The sequence below is a fragment of the Rhizobium leguminosarum genome, from assembly GCF_019798305.1.
GTDB lineage: Bacteria > Pseudomonadota > Alphaproteobacteria > Rhizobiales > Rhizobiaceae > Rhizobium > Rhizobium leguminosarum_U.
The window spans coordinates 13862-30081 of sequence record NZ_JAAXDD010000011.1; the positions used below are offsets into that span (position 1 = coordinate 13862).

The 16220-nt window shown below is 59.9% G+C and carries 17 protein-coding genes; 8 read left to right on the top strand and 9 right to left on the bottom strand.

Annotated features, from left to right (window positions below):
• The first annotated feature begins 187 nt into the window (after positions 1–187).
• From HFO99_RS19940 to HFO99_RS19965, 6 genes are all read left to right on the top strand, one after another.
• A complete protein-coding gene (locus HFO99_RS19940; RefSeq protein ID WP_222011950.1) occupies positions 188–586 on the top strand; it encodes a DUF1236 domain-containing protein in 399 nt (132 codons plus the stop codon).
• 114 nt (positions 587–700) lie between these two features.
• Positions 701–1564 (top strand): DUF1236 domain-containing protein, encoded by an 864-nt coding sequence (locus HFO99_RS19945; protein ID WP_222363149.1) that lies wholly within the window; start codon positions 701–703, stop codon positions 1562–1564.
• An 85-nt stretch (positions 1565–1649) separates the two neighbouring features.
• Positions 1650–1817: a hypothetical protein gene (locus HFO99_RS19950; RefSeq protein WP_222302485.1), complete on the top strand. Its 168-nt coding sequence runs from the start codon at positions 1650–1652 to the stop codon at positions 1815–1817.
• Positions 1814–2395, top strand: a complete 582-nt coding sequence (locus HFO99_RS19955; RefSeq protein ID WP_222363150.1) for a BA14K family protein — start codon at positions 1814–1816, stop codon at positions 2393–2395. Before HFO99_RS19950 ends, HFO99_RS19955 begins: the two co-directional genes overlap by 4 nt.
• A 108-nt stretch (positions 2396–2503) precedes the next feature.
• Entirely contained in the window at positions 2504–2821 is a 318-nt protein-coding gene (locus HFO99_RS19960; protein WP_222363152.1) for a hypothetical protein, read from the top strand.
• Between the two features lie 61 nt (positions 2822–2882).
• A complete protein-coding gene (locus HFO99_RS19965; RefSeq protein ID WP_222363154.1) occupies positions 2883–3752 on the top strand; it encodes a hypothetical protein in 870 nt (289 codons plus the stop codon).
• 62 nt (positions 3753–3814) lie between these two features.
• Here the strand turns inward: HFO99_RS19965 and HFO99_RS19970 are convergent, their stop codons facing one another.
• A complete protein-coding gene (locus tag HFO99_RS19970) occupies positions 3815–4708 on the bottom strand; it encodes a LysR family transcriptional regulator (RefSeq protein ID WP_222252886.1) in 894 nt (297 codons plus the stop codon).
• 160 nt (positions 4709–4868) lie between these two features.
• Between HFO99_RS19970 and HFO99_RS19975 the strand changes: the two genes are divergently transcribed.
• The gene (locus tag HFO99_RS19975) at positions 4869–5882 is read left to right on the top strand and encodes a L,D-transpeptidase (RefSeq protein ID WP_222335942.1); all 1014 of its coding nucleotides are present in this window, start codon (positions 4869–4871) and stop codon (positions 5880–5882) included.
• 94 nt (positions 5883–5976) lie between these two features.
• On the opposite strand, the gene HFO99_RS19980 is transcribed toward HFO99_RS19975, so the two are convergent.
• The gene (locus HFO99_RS19980) at positions 5977–6630 is read right to left on the bottom strand and encodes a response regulator transcription factor (RefSeq protein ID WP_222252884.1); all 654 of its coding nucleotides are present in this window, start codon (positions 6628–6630) and stop codon (positions 5977–5979) included.
• A 266-nt stretch (positions 6631–6896) separates the two neighbouring features.
• On the opposite strand from HFO99_RS19980, the gene HFO99_RS19985 reads away from it, so the two are divergent.
• A complete protein-coding gene (locus HFO99_RS19985) occupies positions 6897–9737 on the top strand; it encodes an ATP-binding protein (protein WP_222363156.1) in 2841 nt (946 codons plus the stop codon).
• 144 nt (positions 9738–9881) lie between these two features.
• Here HFO99_RS19985 and HFO99_RS19990 read toward each other — a convergent pair whose 3' ends face one another.
• The 7 genes from HFO99_RS19990 to HFO99_RS20020 form a co-directional block, all read right to left on the bottom strand.
• Positions 9882–11168, bottom strand: a complete 1287-nt coding sequence (locus HFO99_RS19990; protein WP_222335940.1) for an epoxide hydrolase family protein — start codon at positions 11166–11168, stop codon at positions 9882–9884.
• A 422-nt stretch (positions 11169–11590) separates the two neighbouring features.
• Positions 11591–12259 carry a VOC family protein gene (locus HFO99_RS19995; RefSeq protein WP_222363158.1) on the bottom strand — a complete coding sequence of 223 codons (669 nt, stop codon included), beginning with the start codon at positions 12257–12259 and terminating at the stop codon, positions 11591–11593.
• Positions 12260–12545: 286 nt separating this feature from the next.
• Positions 12546–13169, bottom strand: a complete 624-nt coding sequence (locus tag HFO99_RS20000) for an isochorismatase family cysteine hydrolase (RefSeq protein WP_222363164.1) — start codon at positions 13167–13169, stop codon at positions 12546–12548.
• 33 nt (positions 13170–13202) lie between these two features.
• On the bottom strand, positions 13203–13736 hold the full coding sequence (locus tag HFO99_RS20005; protein ID WP_222252879.1) for a hypothetical protein: 534 nt from the start codon (positions 13734–13736) through the stop codon (positions 13203–13205).
• 152 nt (positions 13737–13888) lie between these two features.
• Complete coding sequence (locus tag HFO99_RS20010) at positions 13889–14893, bottom strand: enoyl-CoA hydratase/isomerase family protein (RefSeq protein WP_222363165.1); 1005 nt, start codon at positions 14891–14893, stop codon at positions 13889–13891.
• 39 nt (positions 14894–14932) lie between these two features.
• Entirely contained in the window at positions 14933–15403 is a 471-nt protein-coding gene (locus tag HFO99_RS20015; protein ID WP_222252877.1) for a RidA family protein, read from the bottom strand.
• Positions 15397–16122, bottom strand: a complete 726-nt coding sequence (locus HFO99_RS20020; protein WP_222252876.1) for an SDR family NAD(P)-dependent oxidoreductase — start codon at positions 16120–16122, stop codon at positions 15397–15399. Before HFO99_RS20020 ends, HFO99_RS20015 begins: the two co-directional genes overlap by 7 nt.
• Positions 16123–16220 lie beyond the last annotated feature (98 nt).

A 16220-nucleotide genomic window follows, 5' to 3' on the forward strand; every position in this document is an offset into this window, starting at 1 on the left:
CGGTGCTGTAGCCCGAGACACAGGGCCCTTTGATCCTGAAATAGAGCCGGCAACGGACACGGAAATGGGTTTGGGACCAAGGGCCGAGGCCTATCCGACTGAGGTCCGGGGCGTGGAACGACCCCGCCGTTAGCTAGTTGGTCTCGCAGCGGTCACGAAGGCCGCCTTGAAACAGAAGGAGGAAAAAATGCTCTCCAAGCTTATCGTCGGTGCGGCAACTGCCGCGACCCTCATGTCGGGCGTTGCATTCGCCCAGTCCTCGACGGTCAACGGTGCGGCGGGTGGCGCGGTGACCGGTGCGATCGTCGGCGGCCCCGTCGGTGCTGCTGTCGGCGGCGTTGCCGGCGCAGTCGTTGGTACGGCGATCGATCCGCCGCCGCAAAAGGTCGTCACCTATGTCCGCGAGGCTCCGGCACCATCGGCCCGCGTGGTCGTGAAGGAGAAGATTGTCGTCGGCCAGCCGCTGCCGGAGACGGTCGTCGTGACGCCTGTTCCGGATGACCCGACTTATGCTTACGCGGTGGTCAATGATGAACGTGTCATCGTCGAACCGTCGTCCCGCAAGGTGATCCAGGTCATCAAGTGACCTGATGCGACGCAGCCACTGCCGCGTCATTGTTCCGGAAATCATCTTAAAACCTGAGAGCGCCGCACGACAGACGGGAGCGTCGTCGTGCGGCCAAAAAGCAGAGAGACTGTTATGAAGACCAAGACACTCGCCGTGCTGATGACGGCACTCTCGATCGGCGTTTCGCCGGTCGGCATCATCTCCGTTGCGGCGCAGGACGCGCCGATTCTCCCCAAGAAGGGTGCTGCCCAAAACAACCAGTCCAGCGCTGGCGCGACCCAGCAACCGGATGCGGGCGCCACCTCCTCGGGTGGCGCAGGAGCATCGAGTGGCCAGGATGCGCAGAAACCTTCCGGCTCCGACGGAAACTCGTCGGGTGCGTCGTCCGGAACCTCAACGGATGGCTCCTCCGGTCAGACCACAACTCAGCCCGGCGCTAAGACCCAGTCCGGAAGCTCCACCGAAACCGGCTCCGGCGCCGCAGGCACGGAGGCCCCTGGCGGAAGCCCGGACAGTTCGAAGTCTTCCGATTCGGGCCAGTCCTCGACGGAAAACCACAAGCCTGCCGGCAGCCAGGACACTGGCACGTCGACCGGCTCCGGCGAGACCCAGAAGTCGGGCGACGCGAAGTCTTCCAGCGGCTCGACTGAGACCCAGTCGAACAGCAAGACTAACAACACATCCGTCGATAGCAACACTCAGAACACCACGAAGACCGAGACGAGTAACACGACCAATGTGAACATTTCCGTCGAGCAGCAGACGGAAATCCGCAGCGTTGTGAAGGAGGTTCATGTCGAGCCGGTTCGCGAGGCGGACTTCACGGTCTCGGTCGGCGCCACCATCCCGAAGAAGATCAGGCTCGAGCCGTTGCCGCCGCGGATCGTGGAAATTGTACCGCAGTACAAGGCCTACCGTTTCTTCCTCCTCGCGGATGGCCGGATCGTCATCGTCGATCCTTCTGCATTTACGATCGTTTACATCATCGCGGCATAGAGCGCCGCACGTCCAATAGGACGCGCAAAGAAGGCTCTAGCAGGCGCCCCGACGGCTCGGCGCCGTCGGGGCAGAGGAGAGGAACATGATCTATTCCGAAGAGAAATCTGGTGGTCTGGCCTTGCCCCTGATCGTCATCCTGCTGGCAATCGCCGGCATTCTCGCCGTGCTTGTCGCCACCGGCGGCAGACATAGCAGCACGACGGGCCGCGTCTGGGTTCCACAGGCTCAATCGCAGGGGTCGGGACAATGAAAGCCATCGCCTCCCTTGTCTTTGGAATCTTAAGCTCCGTCGGGGCGACCATGGCGGCTGCATCTGTCGCCTCCCACGTGGTGGTGGATTCGAAATCTCATACTTTCAATGAACTTGCATCGCGCGATCTCTGGACCACGACGCCGGTGAAAGTCGATCCTCGCCAGCAGCACTATGAACGAATTCCGCCTCTCTATTCCAGCTATGTGACCGAAGCGCCGACGATCGCGACATCAAAGGCGACACCGGATTCTGATCGCCCGTCGACCAAAGTTCAGACGCCACAGCCAAGATTTTCGCCCGAGCACCTTGCTTGGTGTGCGGACCGTTACCGCTCTTTCGATCCCGCGACCAACAGCTATCGATCCTATGGCGGCGAGACCCGCGAGTGCATTTCGCCTTTTCAGCGGATCGTCGCCGAGGCCGATGAGAGCGGCGGCCCGAAAGTGAATGCAGAGGCAGCAGCCCGGTGCGCCACTCGCTACAAGTCGTATCGACCGGAAGACAATACGTATCAACCATGGGAAGGACCGCGGCGCAGCTGCGACGTGTCGGATCTCGTTGCGACAAGCAATTGATGCGGTCGTATGGTGCGTCCTCAATTGCACGACCTGGCCACGGACTAAAGTCCGTGTTGCAAACGCTACGGTTGTGATACCTGGTTGCAGAAGGGTTGGAGGTCGGGGATGGCGACGACGTTGATAACGGAAATCCAGCAGGCGCAGACGAGGCTTCCGCTCTTGAGCCGAGCGGACCGGGGAGCCCTTATCGCTCGCATCCTCCGGGAGCTGAAGACGCATCGGCGGGAGGTTCTCGCAAATGTGCCGGCCGCCGAGCGCTGTGTTTGGATCGACAGGCTGATTGCGTCCGTGTCCTCGACGATATCCGAAATCACCAACATGCAGGACGCCGAGTTCAATCGTGTCTTGAACGAATTCGAAAAGCTTATCGCGACGCTCGATGGCATTTCGCATGCGGAGAAGCCGTCGAAGACAATTCACTGAGAGGGCGGCCAAGCGAGCGCCTCACCGGAAACCGATCGCCGCGCGTCAGCGTTCTCCTTCCATGACCGAAACGAAATCTGCGACTGATCACAACAAGGCGCCGTCCGGCGAAGACGGTTCGAAGCCCGGCGCGGACATTTCTTTCCCCTACGACAGGATGACCGTCGAGCAATTCCGAAGACGCTTCCCCCGTGCCCGCTGGAGCGACGCCCGCAAGGCCTGGTTCGTTCCCGGCCGTACGGCATCGCGTCGCATCGGACGATGGCTTGCCGAGATCGAGGCCGAAGCCGACGCCCATGCGGATGCGAAGGGACGCGACGCCTTCGCCTTCGATCCCATCGACAGTCCATATCTTGAACTCGGCAAGGCAGACTTCCGAATCCGCACGCCGTACTCGAAGACCGTCGTCGACGAATTGCACGAGGTGCCATTCTCACGATGGGATGCCGATCTCAGAATATGGCACGTTCCCTTCCGGTCCTATGAGGAGCTCCGACGCAGATGGCCTGAGATCGAGGCGGCGGCTTGCAGAAACGAGCCGGAGGAGAGACGACGTCGCGCCGAGGAGCGGAAGAGGACCGAACAGGATATGCGCAGCAAGCTCCGCTCTGCCGAACGAAAGCGTCATCGTTACCCGCTTCGGAGCGACGACCTGCCGCCAATAGGACGTCCTGTGGTCATCGCCTATGGAATCGTCGTCTTTACCGAAGTCTCAGGCGAACTGGTCGACCCGGACGTCGTTGTGGACTTCTATCCCGGCGTCACCGAGGATCACGTCTGGGGATATTGGCGGGCGCCCACATTCGAAGAACTCATCCGGACCTGGCCCGCGAAAATGCTTCCGGTTCAGAACGCCGAGTGGTGGCTGCCGACGATCGAGGAACTGAGGCCGGCCCGTCGCACGGCAAGATCGCGTGAGGCCAGGAAATAGGCGAAGACACCGTGGCCACTGCTTGCCGTAGAAAAGTGGATGACTATGCCCGGCGCCGATCATCAGGCTCGGTGGCGCAGGGCGTCGACGAGCGCCACGAAAGCCGGTGAGGACTGCCTTCTGCTGGGATAGTAGAGATGGTAGCCATCCCAGTGTGGCGAAAAGGCTTCCAGCACGCGTCTCAGACGGCCTTCCGCGATATGAGGTAGCGCGACGTCTTCCGGCACGTACGCCAGGCCAAGTCCTTGCAGCGCCGCTTCTACACTCTGATAGGAGTTATTGAAGGCAAGCTGTCCCTCCACCCTGATCCTGATCTCTTTCCCGTTGTCTTCGAATTCCCATGCCCAGAAGCCGCCATATGTGGGCAGGCGCTCGTTGATGCAGTTGTGGCGGACAAGGTCCTGCGGATGCTCCGGAACCCCTTTGCCGTCGAAATATGAGGGCGCGCCGACAACGGCAAAGGGGAAATCAGGCCCGATGCGTGTCGAGATCATGTCTTTCGCTACCTGCTCTCCCATCCGGACGCCCCCGTCGAAGCGCTCGGTCACGATGTCGGACAGCCCGTTCTCGCGTATCAGCTCCACCTTGATGTCAGGGTTGTTGGGCAGGAAGCGTTGGAGCTTCGGCCAGATGATCCACTTTATCGCATGGTCGGATGCCGTAATGCGGATGTTGCCGGCGGGGCGGTCCCGGAGTTCGGTGAGAGCGTCCAGCTGAGCATTGATTTCATCGAAGTGAGGCCCCACGCCTTGGAACAATCGTTCTCCGGCGTCGGTGAGCGAAACGGCCCGCGTGGTACGGGTCAGCAGCCGGATTCCGAGCCGTATTTCGAGCTGGCGGACAATGTGGCTGAGCGCCGATTGAGAGACGCCCAGCTTCGCCGCCGCCCGCGTAAAATTCTTCTCTCGGGCGACTGCCAGAAAGGCCATCAGGTCATTGACGCTCTCGCGCGGCATTCACGAGCTCCTTCGGATCAAGTGGCGGTTGTACTGAATTTACCGAGGCTGGATATTGAAATCATCGTGAACAGAAGCCGGCGGTTCCGCTGAAGACGTAGCTGTCGCCGAAATTCTCCAGCCGCTCTCGCGCAGTGGAACAAGTTCCCGCTCTGGCCATTTGTCATCCATGAAAACAGCCCTGCCGATGTCGCTGCTCGCTCTGGCCTTTTCCATTGGCGGTGCCGCCGCGCGGGAACTCCGGCCTGAAGAAATCAATACCGCGTCGATTGCGTCCATCGGGACTGAGAAATCTGGGCCGGGAGATCCGGACCCGGCGATCGTTCGCCTTCAAGTCCTGCTCGACCGTGCCGGCTCGTCTCCCGGCGTGATTGACGGCCTCTCCGGCGAAAACGTCGACAAGGCCGTGGCCGGCTTCGAGGCGATGAACAATCTGCCCGTAGATGGGAGGCTGGATCCGGAAGTCGCCTCCCGCCTGGAAGGCAATGGCGCCATCGTTGCCCCGATCGTTGAAAGCTATGTCGTCTCGGCAGAGGATGCCGCGGGTCTCGTTGATAAGATCCCCGAAGACTATGGCGAGAAAGCAAAGATGCAGAGCTTGGGATATACGAGCGTTACCGAGAAGTTATCCGAGCGGTTCCACATGGGGATCGATCTCGTGCACGCGCTCAACCCGGCTTCGCAGTTCGCCCCTGGCGACACGGTGTGGGTGGTGAACCCCGGTCCTCCAAGGGACGGAAAGATTAAGAGCATCGAGGCTGACAGGAAGACGGGACAGGTGCGCGCCTATGCTGCGGACGGATCGCTGCTTGCGGTCTATCCCGCAACGATCGGAAGCCAAGACAATCCGGCGCCGTCAGGCAAGCACAAAGTCAAGGGCGTGGCCCGGATGCCGGTCTACAGATATGACCCGAAGCGCAACTTCAAGCAGGGAAAGAACGACAAGGTCCTGACGATCCCGAAAGGGCCGAACGGTCCAGTCGGCACGGTCTGGATCGACCTGACCGAGCCGACCTATGGAATCCATGGGACGCCGGAGCCGAAGCTCATCGACAAGGTGGGATCGCATGGCTGCGTGCGGCTGACGAACTGGGATGCCGAAGAGTTGGCGGCTATGGTCAAGCCAGGGGTCTTGGTGGATTTCGTCGCAGGCAGCCCCGCCGCCCCGAAGTGAGACGGAATTATTTCTATTCCGATCCCTTCTCGTGCTTGCTGCCGATAGGATGTCGGGCGCTTCCCGGCATCTCGACCATCTGTCAGACCACAAACTAATGCAGGGATCCCACACCGATGTCGAGCTTCGCTGCCATGTTTACCAGATGCGGCAACGTGCGGGCGTTCATCTTCCTCATCACCTGACCGCGATGAGCCTTCACTGTGATCTCGCTGATGTTCAATTTGAACGCCACCTGCTTGTTCAGTAGCCCCTCGGCGACGAACTTCATGACTTCTCGCTCTCGCGGCGTAAGCGTCTGGTAGTTTCCCTCCAGGCGACCTATCTCCATCGTGGCCTGAATGGCCGCACGAATCTTTTCGGTGAGAGCGTTCAAGTCGAAGGGCTGTGGGATGAAGCTGACATGAAATTTCGTTGCGTTTACGGTCATCGCTTGCCCGCCATGGCCGGTGAGGACGATCACTGGGCAACGGGTTGCATGCGCACATATTAGATGTGTCAGATCAGACGCGGTGAGATCAGGCAGCCTCGCGTCAAGAACAACGCAACCTAGAAAGTCTGCCTCTGGGCATGTCAGAAATTCCGTTCTAGATTTATAAAAGTGCGGCTGCCAACCGTTTAAGCAGATGTTTGCGTTCAAAGCCGAGGAGATAGTATCGTCGTCACTAAAAATGAAGACGATTGCGTCTTCTGGCGAGCGTTTCTGCGTTTTGTGCGTTTTGGCGTGAGCGTGGTTGCCAGTGTACATTGCCATTCTCCTTTAAATTGTGTCGAGAATTCTGGGGGCAAAGATATTGAAATTGAATTGTACTCGCGTCCGACTGTTGATTGTCGCGATCGCTGCTGGAATTTCTTTTAGTGGATAGCGATTCAAAATGGCACTTAAGTGCTATGAGAGATTCTGAAAAAATCTGAATCGCTGCTTTGGAGCGCGGCCCCGTGCCCCTGGAATAGGGGGCGTTCCTATGGTTTTATGGCGCTAAATTCCATTGCCTGGACGGATGAGAGAGTGCTTTGGGACAGATCGAGCTAGGCCTTTTCGAGTTCTGCGGTTGGGAGCTTGACCTCGCGAAGCGAGAGCTGCGTGCCATGGGAGCGCCAGTACCCATTGGCAGTCGGGCATTCGAAATTCTGGAAACACTTGTGGTTTCGGAAGGCGATATTGTATCCAAAGACGACCTTATGAAGCGCGTCTGGCCCGGACTCGTCGTCGAAGACAATACGATCCAAGTTCACATATCGGCAATTCGTAAGGCTCTCGGAAAAGATAGGAATTTGCTGAAGACCATTTCTGGTCGAGGCTATCGCATCCTTGGCGAGTGGACGTGCCATCGTAAACCGGCACACGCGCCGACGCCTCCCATCCAACCGCGGTCGACCGAGAATTCGTTTGTTACGAATATTCCGGCCTCGATGTCTGATCTGGTAGGCCGCGAGACGACGATTACCCAAGTCCTGAACCTGACTTCTGCCTACCGAGTTGTTACGCTGACCGGCCCTGGCGGTATCGGAAAGACCGTGCTTGCATCGGAAATCGCCCGCCGTTTGCTGCCATCGCTGGATGGCGACGCCTTCTTCGTAGAACTTGTATCCCTGTCGGATCCAAACCTTGTTCCCACAACGCTAGCTCAAACCCTCGATTTGCATCTTCAGGGAGACGACATTTCCGCAGAGCTGGTGGCGCGCGCCATCGGAACGAGGAAGATGTTGTTGGTGATCGACAATTGCGAACACGTCATCGACGCAGCCGCCTCAATGGTCGAGGCGATCGTGCGCGCTTGCCAAAACGTATCGGTGATCGCAACAAGCCGAGAGCTTCTCCGTATCGAGGGCGAATTCGCTTACCGCGTGCCTCCGCTCGAGGTTCCGGCGAGCGAGGATCTCGGCAACGCTCTGGAACATAGTGCAGTCCAGCTCTTCATCGCTCGCACCCGGGCCTTGCTATGGGATTTTTCGCCAAGCGAGGAAAGGCTGTCTGCCATCGCGACGATATGTCGGCATCTCGATGGAATTCCGCTCGCCATCGAATTTGCCGCCGCCCGCGCTGCGACCCTCGGTCTCCAACAGATCGCCGGCCGACTGGACGATCGCTTTGTCCTGCTGACCGGCGGACGTAGGACGGCTCTGCCTCGCCATCAGACACTCCGCGCGGCGCTGGACTGGAGCTATGAATTGCTGCCGGAAGCCGAACGCCAGCTGCTTTCCAGTTTGGCGATCTTCCCGGCCGGCTTTACGCTGGATGCCGCCGTGGCGGTGAGTGGGGAAACCGAGGCGGAAACGGCTCTCGCCATTTCTAATCTCGTCTCGAAGTCTCTGGTGACATTCGAAGGAGCGGAAACAGGTCCTCGCTGGCGTCTTCTCGAAACGGTGCGGGTGTACGCGCGCGAAAAACTCGGCGTCCGTGATAGCTACCAACGCGCCATGCGTCGACTGGCGAAGTACTTTCTGTCGTTCTTTCGGCCGTTTTCGGAGGAGCGCCATCTTCAGGCTGCGATCGAAGATATTGCTCGCTATCGCCGGGAGATCGACAATCTGCGTGCCGCGTTGAGATGGGCTCTCTCGCCCGATGGGGACGGAATTCTGGGCGCAAGGCTCGCCGCCACCACGAGCGACTTCTGGACTGCCACGTCGCTCGTTTCGGAGGCGGCTGACTGGGCGGAAAAAGCGCTCGAACAGATCGGCGAGGAGAGCGGAAGCCGCACGGAGATGGTCTTGCGATGCGCTCTCGGATTCGCGCTGATTTACACCCAAGGCATGAGCCATCGCGGCAGGGACCTGCTGACCGGTGCCTTGTCGCTGGCAAAGGCATTCGTTGACTTTGATTACCAGCAGCGCGTGACATGCGCACTTTGGCTGTTCTCCGCCCGATCGATGGAATTGGAAGACGCGCTGGTGTTTGCGCGTGAATACGAGCAAGTCGTCAAGGGACGAGACATACAGTCCCGGGCTACGGCCGCATGGCTCGTGGGAATCCCTCAAACCTATCAGGCGGAGCACCAGGAAGCTGGCGAGCGGCTTGATTGGGCGGCGAGGCATTTCCCCTTCGACAATCGCCGCAAAGATATACTGAGGCTGGGAGCCGACGTTCGGACGTCCTCCATGGCCCATAACACGGTGAACCTGATCTCACGCGGTCAGTTGGACGCGGCGGTTCGAACGGCGGAGGAGTCGATCCGGGAAGCACGCGAAACAAGGCAGCCATTCGTCTTATGTGTTGCTCTCGCATGGTCGGGTGCCTTCGTTTCACTAAGCCTTGACGAAGTACATCGAGCCAAAGAATACGGCGAAGAGTTGCTCGACCACGCATTGCAGCATGGCCTGCGCCCTTTTCACGCGGTTGGCCTGTGCGTGAAGGGAAGTCTGGCGGCTCGATCGGGCGATCCTATGAATGGAATCGACGCGCTTCGATCCGGCATTGGTGAGATGCGTGAAGCAGCGTACCTGCTTTTTTATCCTTTTTTTTTATGCGAGCTCGCGTCTGCGATGAAGGCGGCCGGTCGTTTTAATGAGGCGCTTCAGGAAATCGGAAATGCTCTGCATTTTTCAGAGCAAAAAGGCTACCGGTGGATGGTGCCCGAGATTTTGAGAAAGAAGGGCGAGATATTAGCCGCCCAGAACATCAGCGACGTCTCTGATGTCCAAAACTTGTACCAACAGGCAATGCAGCAGGCCTCCGCGCAAGGCGGAATTTACTGGCAAATTTCAGCAGGAACCAGCCTGGTCGAATTCCTCGGTCGCAATGGTGGAGGCGGATCGGCCCGCAATATCCTCCTTCCGATTTACGAACAGTTCACGGAAGGATTTTCGAGCGTCAAACTGTCACGAGCAAAGATGCTGATCGACGGTCTGGGCTGAAGCGAAGGCCGAAAATCGCTGCACGACAGTCTCTGCGTCGCAACCGAAATCAGATATGGAACGTCCATGTTCAACGCGTCCGTGCTCAACACATGGAGCAAGGCCGCCGGAAAACCGGCGACCAGGCAGGCGGCCGAAGCGTGTTTACGTTCTGACCGAACGGAACGCAGTCCGGAGCTCTTCGCAGAACACCGTCGTCTGCTCCCATGCCGCGAAGTGCCCGCCCTTCGCGAGCCTGTTGTAGTGTATCAGGTTCGGGTAGGCCCGCTCCGTCCAGCTCCGGGGTGCCGCATAGATTTCGTCGGGAAATACACTGACCGCCACCGGAATCCTAACATTCTTCACAGCGAAGAATTCAAGCTTGTTCTCCCAGTAAAGGCGTGCCGACGAGACGGCCGTGTTCGTGAGCCAGTAGAGGGTCACGTTGTCAAGGATATCCTCTCGTGTCAGGCCTTCCGTCTCGCCGTCGAAGACGCGGGCGATCAGCTCGTAGCTCCGGATGTCGTGATCGATCATCCACGCGGCAAGGCCAACGGGTGAATCCGCGATCCCGACCAAGGTCTGCGGGCGGTTTGCCATTTCGATCGCGTAGCCGAGGCCATGCTTGTAGAAGTCATCGAGCTGGTTGTAGGCGTGTTCCTCGTCGGCCGACAGTCCTGCAGGCTTGATGCCTCCCGGCCGGAGCGCGGCGGCGATGTCGTCCGGAACGGTGGCCGGCATATTGACGTGGATGCCGACCAGTTCCGGCGGGGCGATCAGTGCCATCTGCTCAGTCACGGCGTCGCCCCAGTCGCCGCCCTGAGCGACATATTTCGAGTAGCCGAGGCGTTTCATGAGTTCGATCCAGGCATGCGCGATCCGGATGGGATCCCAGCCCTTTTCGGTCGGCTTTCCGGAAAAGCCGTAGCCCGGAATTGAAGGGATGACGACGTCGAAAGCGTCCGACGCCGAGCCGCCGTGTGCAGTCGGATTGGTAAGGGGCTCGATAATCTTCATCTGCTCGATGATCGACCCCGGCCATCCGTGTGTCACGATGATGGGCAGGGCGCCGTCGCCCTTGGCCTTAACATGGATGAAGTGGATGTCGACGCCGTCGATCTTGGTCGTGAACTGGGGCAGGGCGTTCAGCCTGCCTTCGACCTTTCGCCAGTCATAGTCCTTGGCCCAATACCTGGCGAGCTTTTCGATGGTCGCGGACTGAACGCCCTGCGTATCGTCATCGACGATCTCGCGCTCCGGAAAGCGCGTTGCTTCGATGCGGCGGCGGAGATCGTCGAGGTGGGCATCGGTCGCCTTGTATTTGAAGGGACGAATTTCCTCGCCACCGGCTTTGGCCAGGGCGATCGAGGCTGGAAGGACGGTGAGAGCGCCCGCGGCCGCGGCGGTTGCCAAAAGTGTGCGGCGAGTGACTGAGGATGAGATGGATGACATGAGGGTCTCCTGGGTTCAGAATTTCGACGCGCCAAAGCTCTCATGTGCGGAAGTGAGGTTCTATTGCACCAAGGTGTTGCCGATACCATTGGATCGGTTCCGAATACGGATGGCAAAAAGGGCCTTTGGAGCGTGTCGAACAGGCCGTCATTGGGAGCAACGAGGCTCGTTGATGTCGTGATCAAAGCGGGCATCTCTCGCTCGTCCGGTCGGCTAAAATTCGAGCTAACTGGGCGAGGCCGCGCCCGATGTTCCAGTGGAACGGGGGGAGCTCGAACATGGCAAAAGAAAAGGCCGCCATCATCGCAGATGGCGGCCCCAATCCAGCGTCGATCGCAACAGTTGCTGCGGCCTTGCTCTGAGCGGCCGGAAGCACTCTTCGAAGGCTCCCATGGCACATGCCGGCAGTACAAAATGAGCCATCAGTCGGGCAACGGCCGTCCTGAGCGCTCGGCGATCATGTACTGCGCATACCAGTCCGGCCAGTTCACATCATGATTGCCGCCGGTGCGTTTCTCATGTTCGCCATGCGCGGCAGCGGCGCGGCGCAAGGCGCTCGCAAGGTCGCTCTCCGATGAGAATGCCGCGCCGGTGGCGTCGATGCGGCCTGGCAGCCTGGCCGTCACCTCCTGGAAGAGCCAGCCGTTTCCGTCGGGATCGCTGAACGATGCGAAAGATGAGTAACTGCCGCGAGTTGGATGCGGTCCGACAAGACGACCCTCGTCGTCCTGATGATGGAAAACGCCGCCGACATCATGAAAGACACCGCTCATCGCGGCGCCTCGGGCGGCCAGCGCCGCATGAGCCGTCTCGATGTCGGAAACGATGAGATGAAGGCCTTGCGCTGAACCCGGCTTGGCGGAGGTGACGCCGCTGCCGAAGATGACAGAGCACGGGGAGCCAGGCGGCGTCACCTGAACCACCCGGAACCCGCTCGCGCCGGAAACGTCGGCGTCCAGCCTCCAGCCAAGCCCGGTGTAGAAGGCCTTTGCGCGATCGACGTCGGAAACCGGAATAACCACGACTTCGAGCTTCATGTCGATGTCATGCACCTTCCCTGCGGCAGTCCTGTTGCGTTCCTGGATGGACATTTTCAATTCTCCCGTAATGAGCGTGATGGGCATTGCCCTTGATGTTTCGGACGATGCGTCAGCCCAGGGCGGCCGTCCATTGTCCCATGGTGTCGGTTCGATCGTTGCTGCGATAATCGGCGATGGTCGATGAAGGCCGTGCCGAACGTCTGTGATGCCCGCCCAGGAAACGTCTCCGTTTGTCCGACTGAGCAGACAATAAGCTTTGTTCACCCTTGAAGGCGCTCGCTCGCTCCCGGCAGAATGTCTCCGCCGAGGGCCTCTTTGGCGCCGCGCGACGCTCTTGTCACGCTGCAAGGGCTTCAACAACATCGCTCGTGTTCACGATGGCGCTGGCGTAGTTGGGCATGTTGATTTCCAACGCCGCGTGCATCATCTCGTCCGAGTAGTCCGCAACCGCGTCCCTCACCACCGTGACGTCGTAGCCGAGTTCGGCGGCAAAGCGGACCGTGGCTTCGATGCAGGTGTGAGCGACCAGTCCAATGACGATGATCCTCTCGATGCCGTGCCGCTTCAGCTGCAAATCGAGATCGGTGTTGGCAAATCCGCTTGAGCACCAGTGTTCGGACGCGACGATCTCACCTGCGGCCGGAACGAACTCGGCACGGAATTCTCCGCCCCAGGTCCCTAACTCGAAACTTTTACGGTGCCACGCAGCGCGCTGGATCGGCGCCAGGAATTTCCAGTTCTCATAATCGCCTTCCCGGTACCGGTGATGCATGGCGAAAAAGATGCGAAGCTTTGCAGCACGCGCTGCAGTCAAAACCTGCTGCATGTGTGGCACGCAGTTGTTGGCTTCCGCCACCTCCTTAATCCGAGGCCAGATCTTTCCGCCCTCGGAAATGAAATCATTATAGGGATCGACGACCAGCAGGCCGGTGTTGTTCGGATCGTATGACAGGGGTTTCATGGTGCTCTCCGTACGGCAACTAAATTCAGACGGTCAGCTGTTGCGGAGCGCGGCGCGCTCGATATTCGCGGCGAAGAGCGGCGTCTCGCCCTTGTTATGGGCAATGGACATCGGCTGGCGTTGCGTCCGGAAGATGTCGAATGGAATCCCCTGGCGGTCGAGGAAGGAGAGCATCTCGTCAGTCGCGTAGGACCTGACGCGGTTGGTGAACTCGCATCTCGCCTCGTCGATCCGCTTGGCACTCAGCTCCCAGGTCACATGGATGGTCGTGCGGCCCGACGGGGTGAACACGTCCGAGTGGGAGTCGAGGATCAGGTGATCCTTCTCGCCGAGCGTCTCGACGTAATGCTGGACCATCAGACTGCCGCCGATGGTCTCGACATTGATCGACATCCGCCTGCCGTCCGGCGCCGTGGTGAAGCCGGCGGCGATGTGGGCCGGAGAGCAACCCTGGTAGTCCTTCTCGGATAAGGTGAAGCACCATTGAGGGATGTCGATCTTCTCGATCGGGGCATTGATGATGGCGGAAAAGCTTGAATCGACGATCTGGTTCTCAACGCTGTGCATGTCATTTCTCCGTTGTTCATGGTGATGTGCAGGCTCGCGAGCCAAGGCCTGCGATGCCCGTGAAGTGGATTCTGTGGCATCACTGGGACACCGTTACCGAATATTGCGGTAGGTCCGTGCGACCTGCCAGTTCACGCCGGCGCCTCTTCAGTCTACTTGTCGGCCAAAGTCTGCGTGTAATGGCCGAGCCTGGACTCGATGTCGGGGTTCGTCTGCAGGCCCATCTCCATCAACCGGCCGATGTTCTTTTGCGCGACGGGGCGCTGGACCGAGGAAATGAAGGCGTCCCAGCCGGCGCCGATCTCCGGGTCGGACGGCAGGCTGGCGAAATCGACCAGCCGTTTCGTATCCGCGATGGCTCCCCGGTCGAATCCCGAGATGCGCGCCGCAAGGGCGTCGACGAAGGGATCGAGCTTGTCGTCTGCGAAGGAACGGTTCACGTAACCGTATTGCTCCGCCAGTTCGCCATTGATGTCGTCGGATCCGAGCAGGACTTCAAGCGCGCGCCCTCGGCCCATCAGCCTGGGAAGCCGTGCCATGGGACCGCCGCCCGGCACGAAGCCGGCGCCCACCTCCCATTGTGACAGAATGGCCTTTTCCCGGCTCGCAAAACGCATGTCGCTCGCCAGCGCGAGTTCGCTTCCGACCCCCGTGGCGCGTCCACGGATCAAGGCGATCGATACGACCGGCGCCTTGCTCAATCGCACCAGCATATCGGGAAGCGGATGAAGACCGGTGCGCCCCGAGGGAAGGCTCGTCGACTCCTCCAGAGGCGGCGTGAAATTGTAGTGCGTCAGAAAGAAGCCTGGCACGTCGCTGTCGAACACGACGACCCTGAGGTTCGGATCGATCTCGATGTCGGCGATCACCTTCTCGAGCTGCGGAATGGTCTCCGGACCGAAAATATTGAACGGAGGGTTGTCGAATGTCACCCGCCAATAGGCCGGCGTCCGCCTGTCCACTTTGATCTGGGATTCGTGCGCCGTTTCGGACGCGGATTTTGCTTGTGCCGTGCTGTCCGGCTTGAGTGACGACTGGCCGGAGAGCGCAAGCGCCGGCAGCATCAGGACCGCCGCGGCTGTCAGAAACGTGGATGAGGCGGCAACGACGGCGAGAACCGGCTGCGATCCGACCCTTTTCGATGATCTGATTGTCATGATTGTCTCCATGTCTGGGGTTGGTGAGCGAAACCCTCGCTAGGGCTCGATTTCAAGAATGAGCTCGATTTCGACGGGCATTCCGAGCGGGATGCTGGTGACGCCGAGAACGATGCGTGGCGGAATCCTTTCCGATCCGAAGATGTCGAGCAGAAGCTCGGAGGCTCCGTCTGCCACTTTCGGATGTTCGCGGAACGCGTGGGATGTCGCGATGTAGACGCCGAGCTTGGAAATCCGACGAACGGAGTTCAACGATCCCAGGTGCGACCTCGCGGCCGCGATGCCGCTGAGGCAGGCGGTGCGCGCGGCATCATAGCCTTCAAGGGTCGAAAGCTCCTCGCCCACCCGCCCGAAGTAGACGGGATCGTGGCCAACCACCGGAAGCATGCCGCTCAGGAACAGCAGCGGCCCTGACTGGATCGCCTCGACATAGGCGCCAAAAGGCGTCGGCGGGGGAGGCAGGACGATCCCCAGTTCCTGCAGGCGCCCCTCCGGGTCGCGGCCTACCATTTTCCCAAATGTGCGCCGTTGTCGACGTGCAGCACCTCCCCGGTGATATTCGCTGACTCGGTCAGATACACGACACCGTCGACGATCTCCTGGACGGCCGTGATCGTTCCCATCGGCGAAAGCGACTTGAGATAATCTTTTGGGTTCGTCGCATGCAGCGGCGTATCGACCACACCTGGCGACACCGCATTGACCCGGATGTTATCCCTGGCGAATTCCAGCGCCAGGCTCTTGGTGATGGCATTGAGGCCGCCTTTCGTGATCATCGGCACGGACGCCGTCACACCGGCGATGGGATGATCCGTCAGCGACGACGTGATGGTGACGACGCTTCCTCCCGACTTCTGACGAAGCATCTGCCTGACAGCGGACTTGGTGAAGTGAAGGAAACCTTCGACATTGGTCGCTGTGAGGCGCCGAAAGTCATCGATCGTGTAGTCGAGGAATGGCTTCGTGACGAAGATGCCGGCGTTATTGACCAGCGCGTCGATCGACCCGAACCGCTCGACAGCCCGCTGCGCCACACGCTCGGCGGTCTCCGGATCGGCGACATCGCCGTCGATCAACGCCAGCCTGTCATTGCGCTCGAACGCCGTCGTCTCGCTGATGCGTCTCGACGTCCCGACGACATTGTAACCCTTATCGAGGAAGGTCTTCACGAGGCCGGCGCCGATCCCTTGGGATGCGCCGGTGATCACCACTGTCTTGTGCAGGCTCATTTCCGCCTCCGTTACTGGTACGCACCGACCAGCCGCCCACCACCCATGGCCGGGCGCTGCCTCGATCGCGAATTGTGTGTTGATCCGGCCTTCAGCCG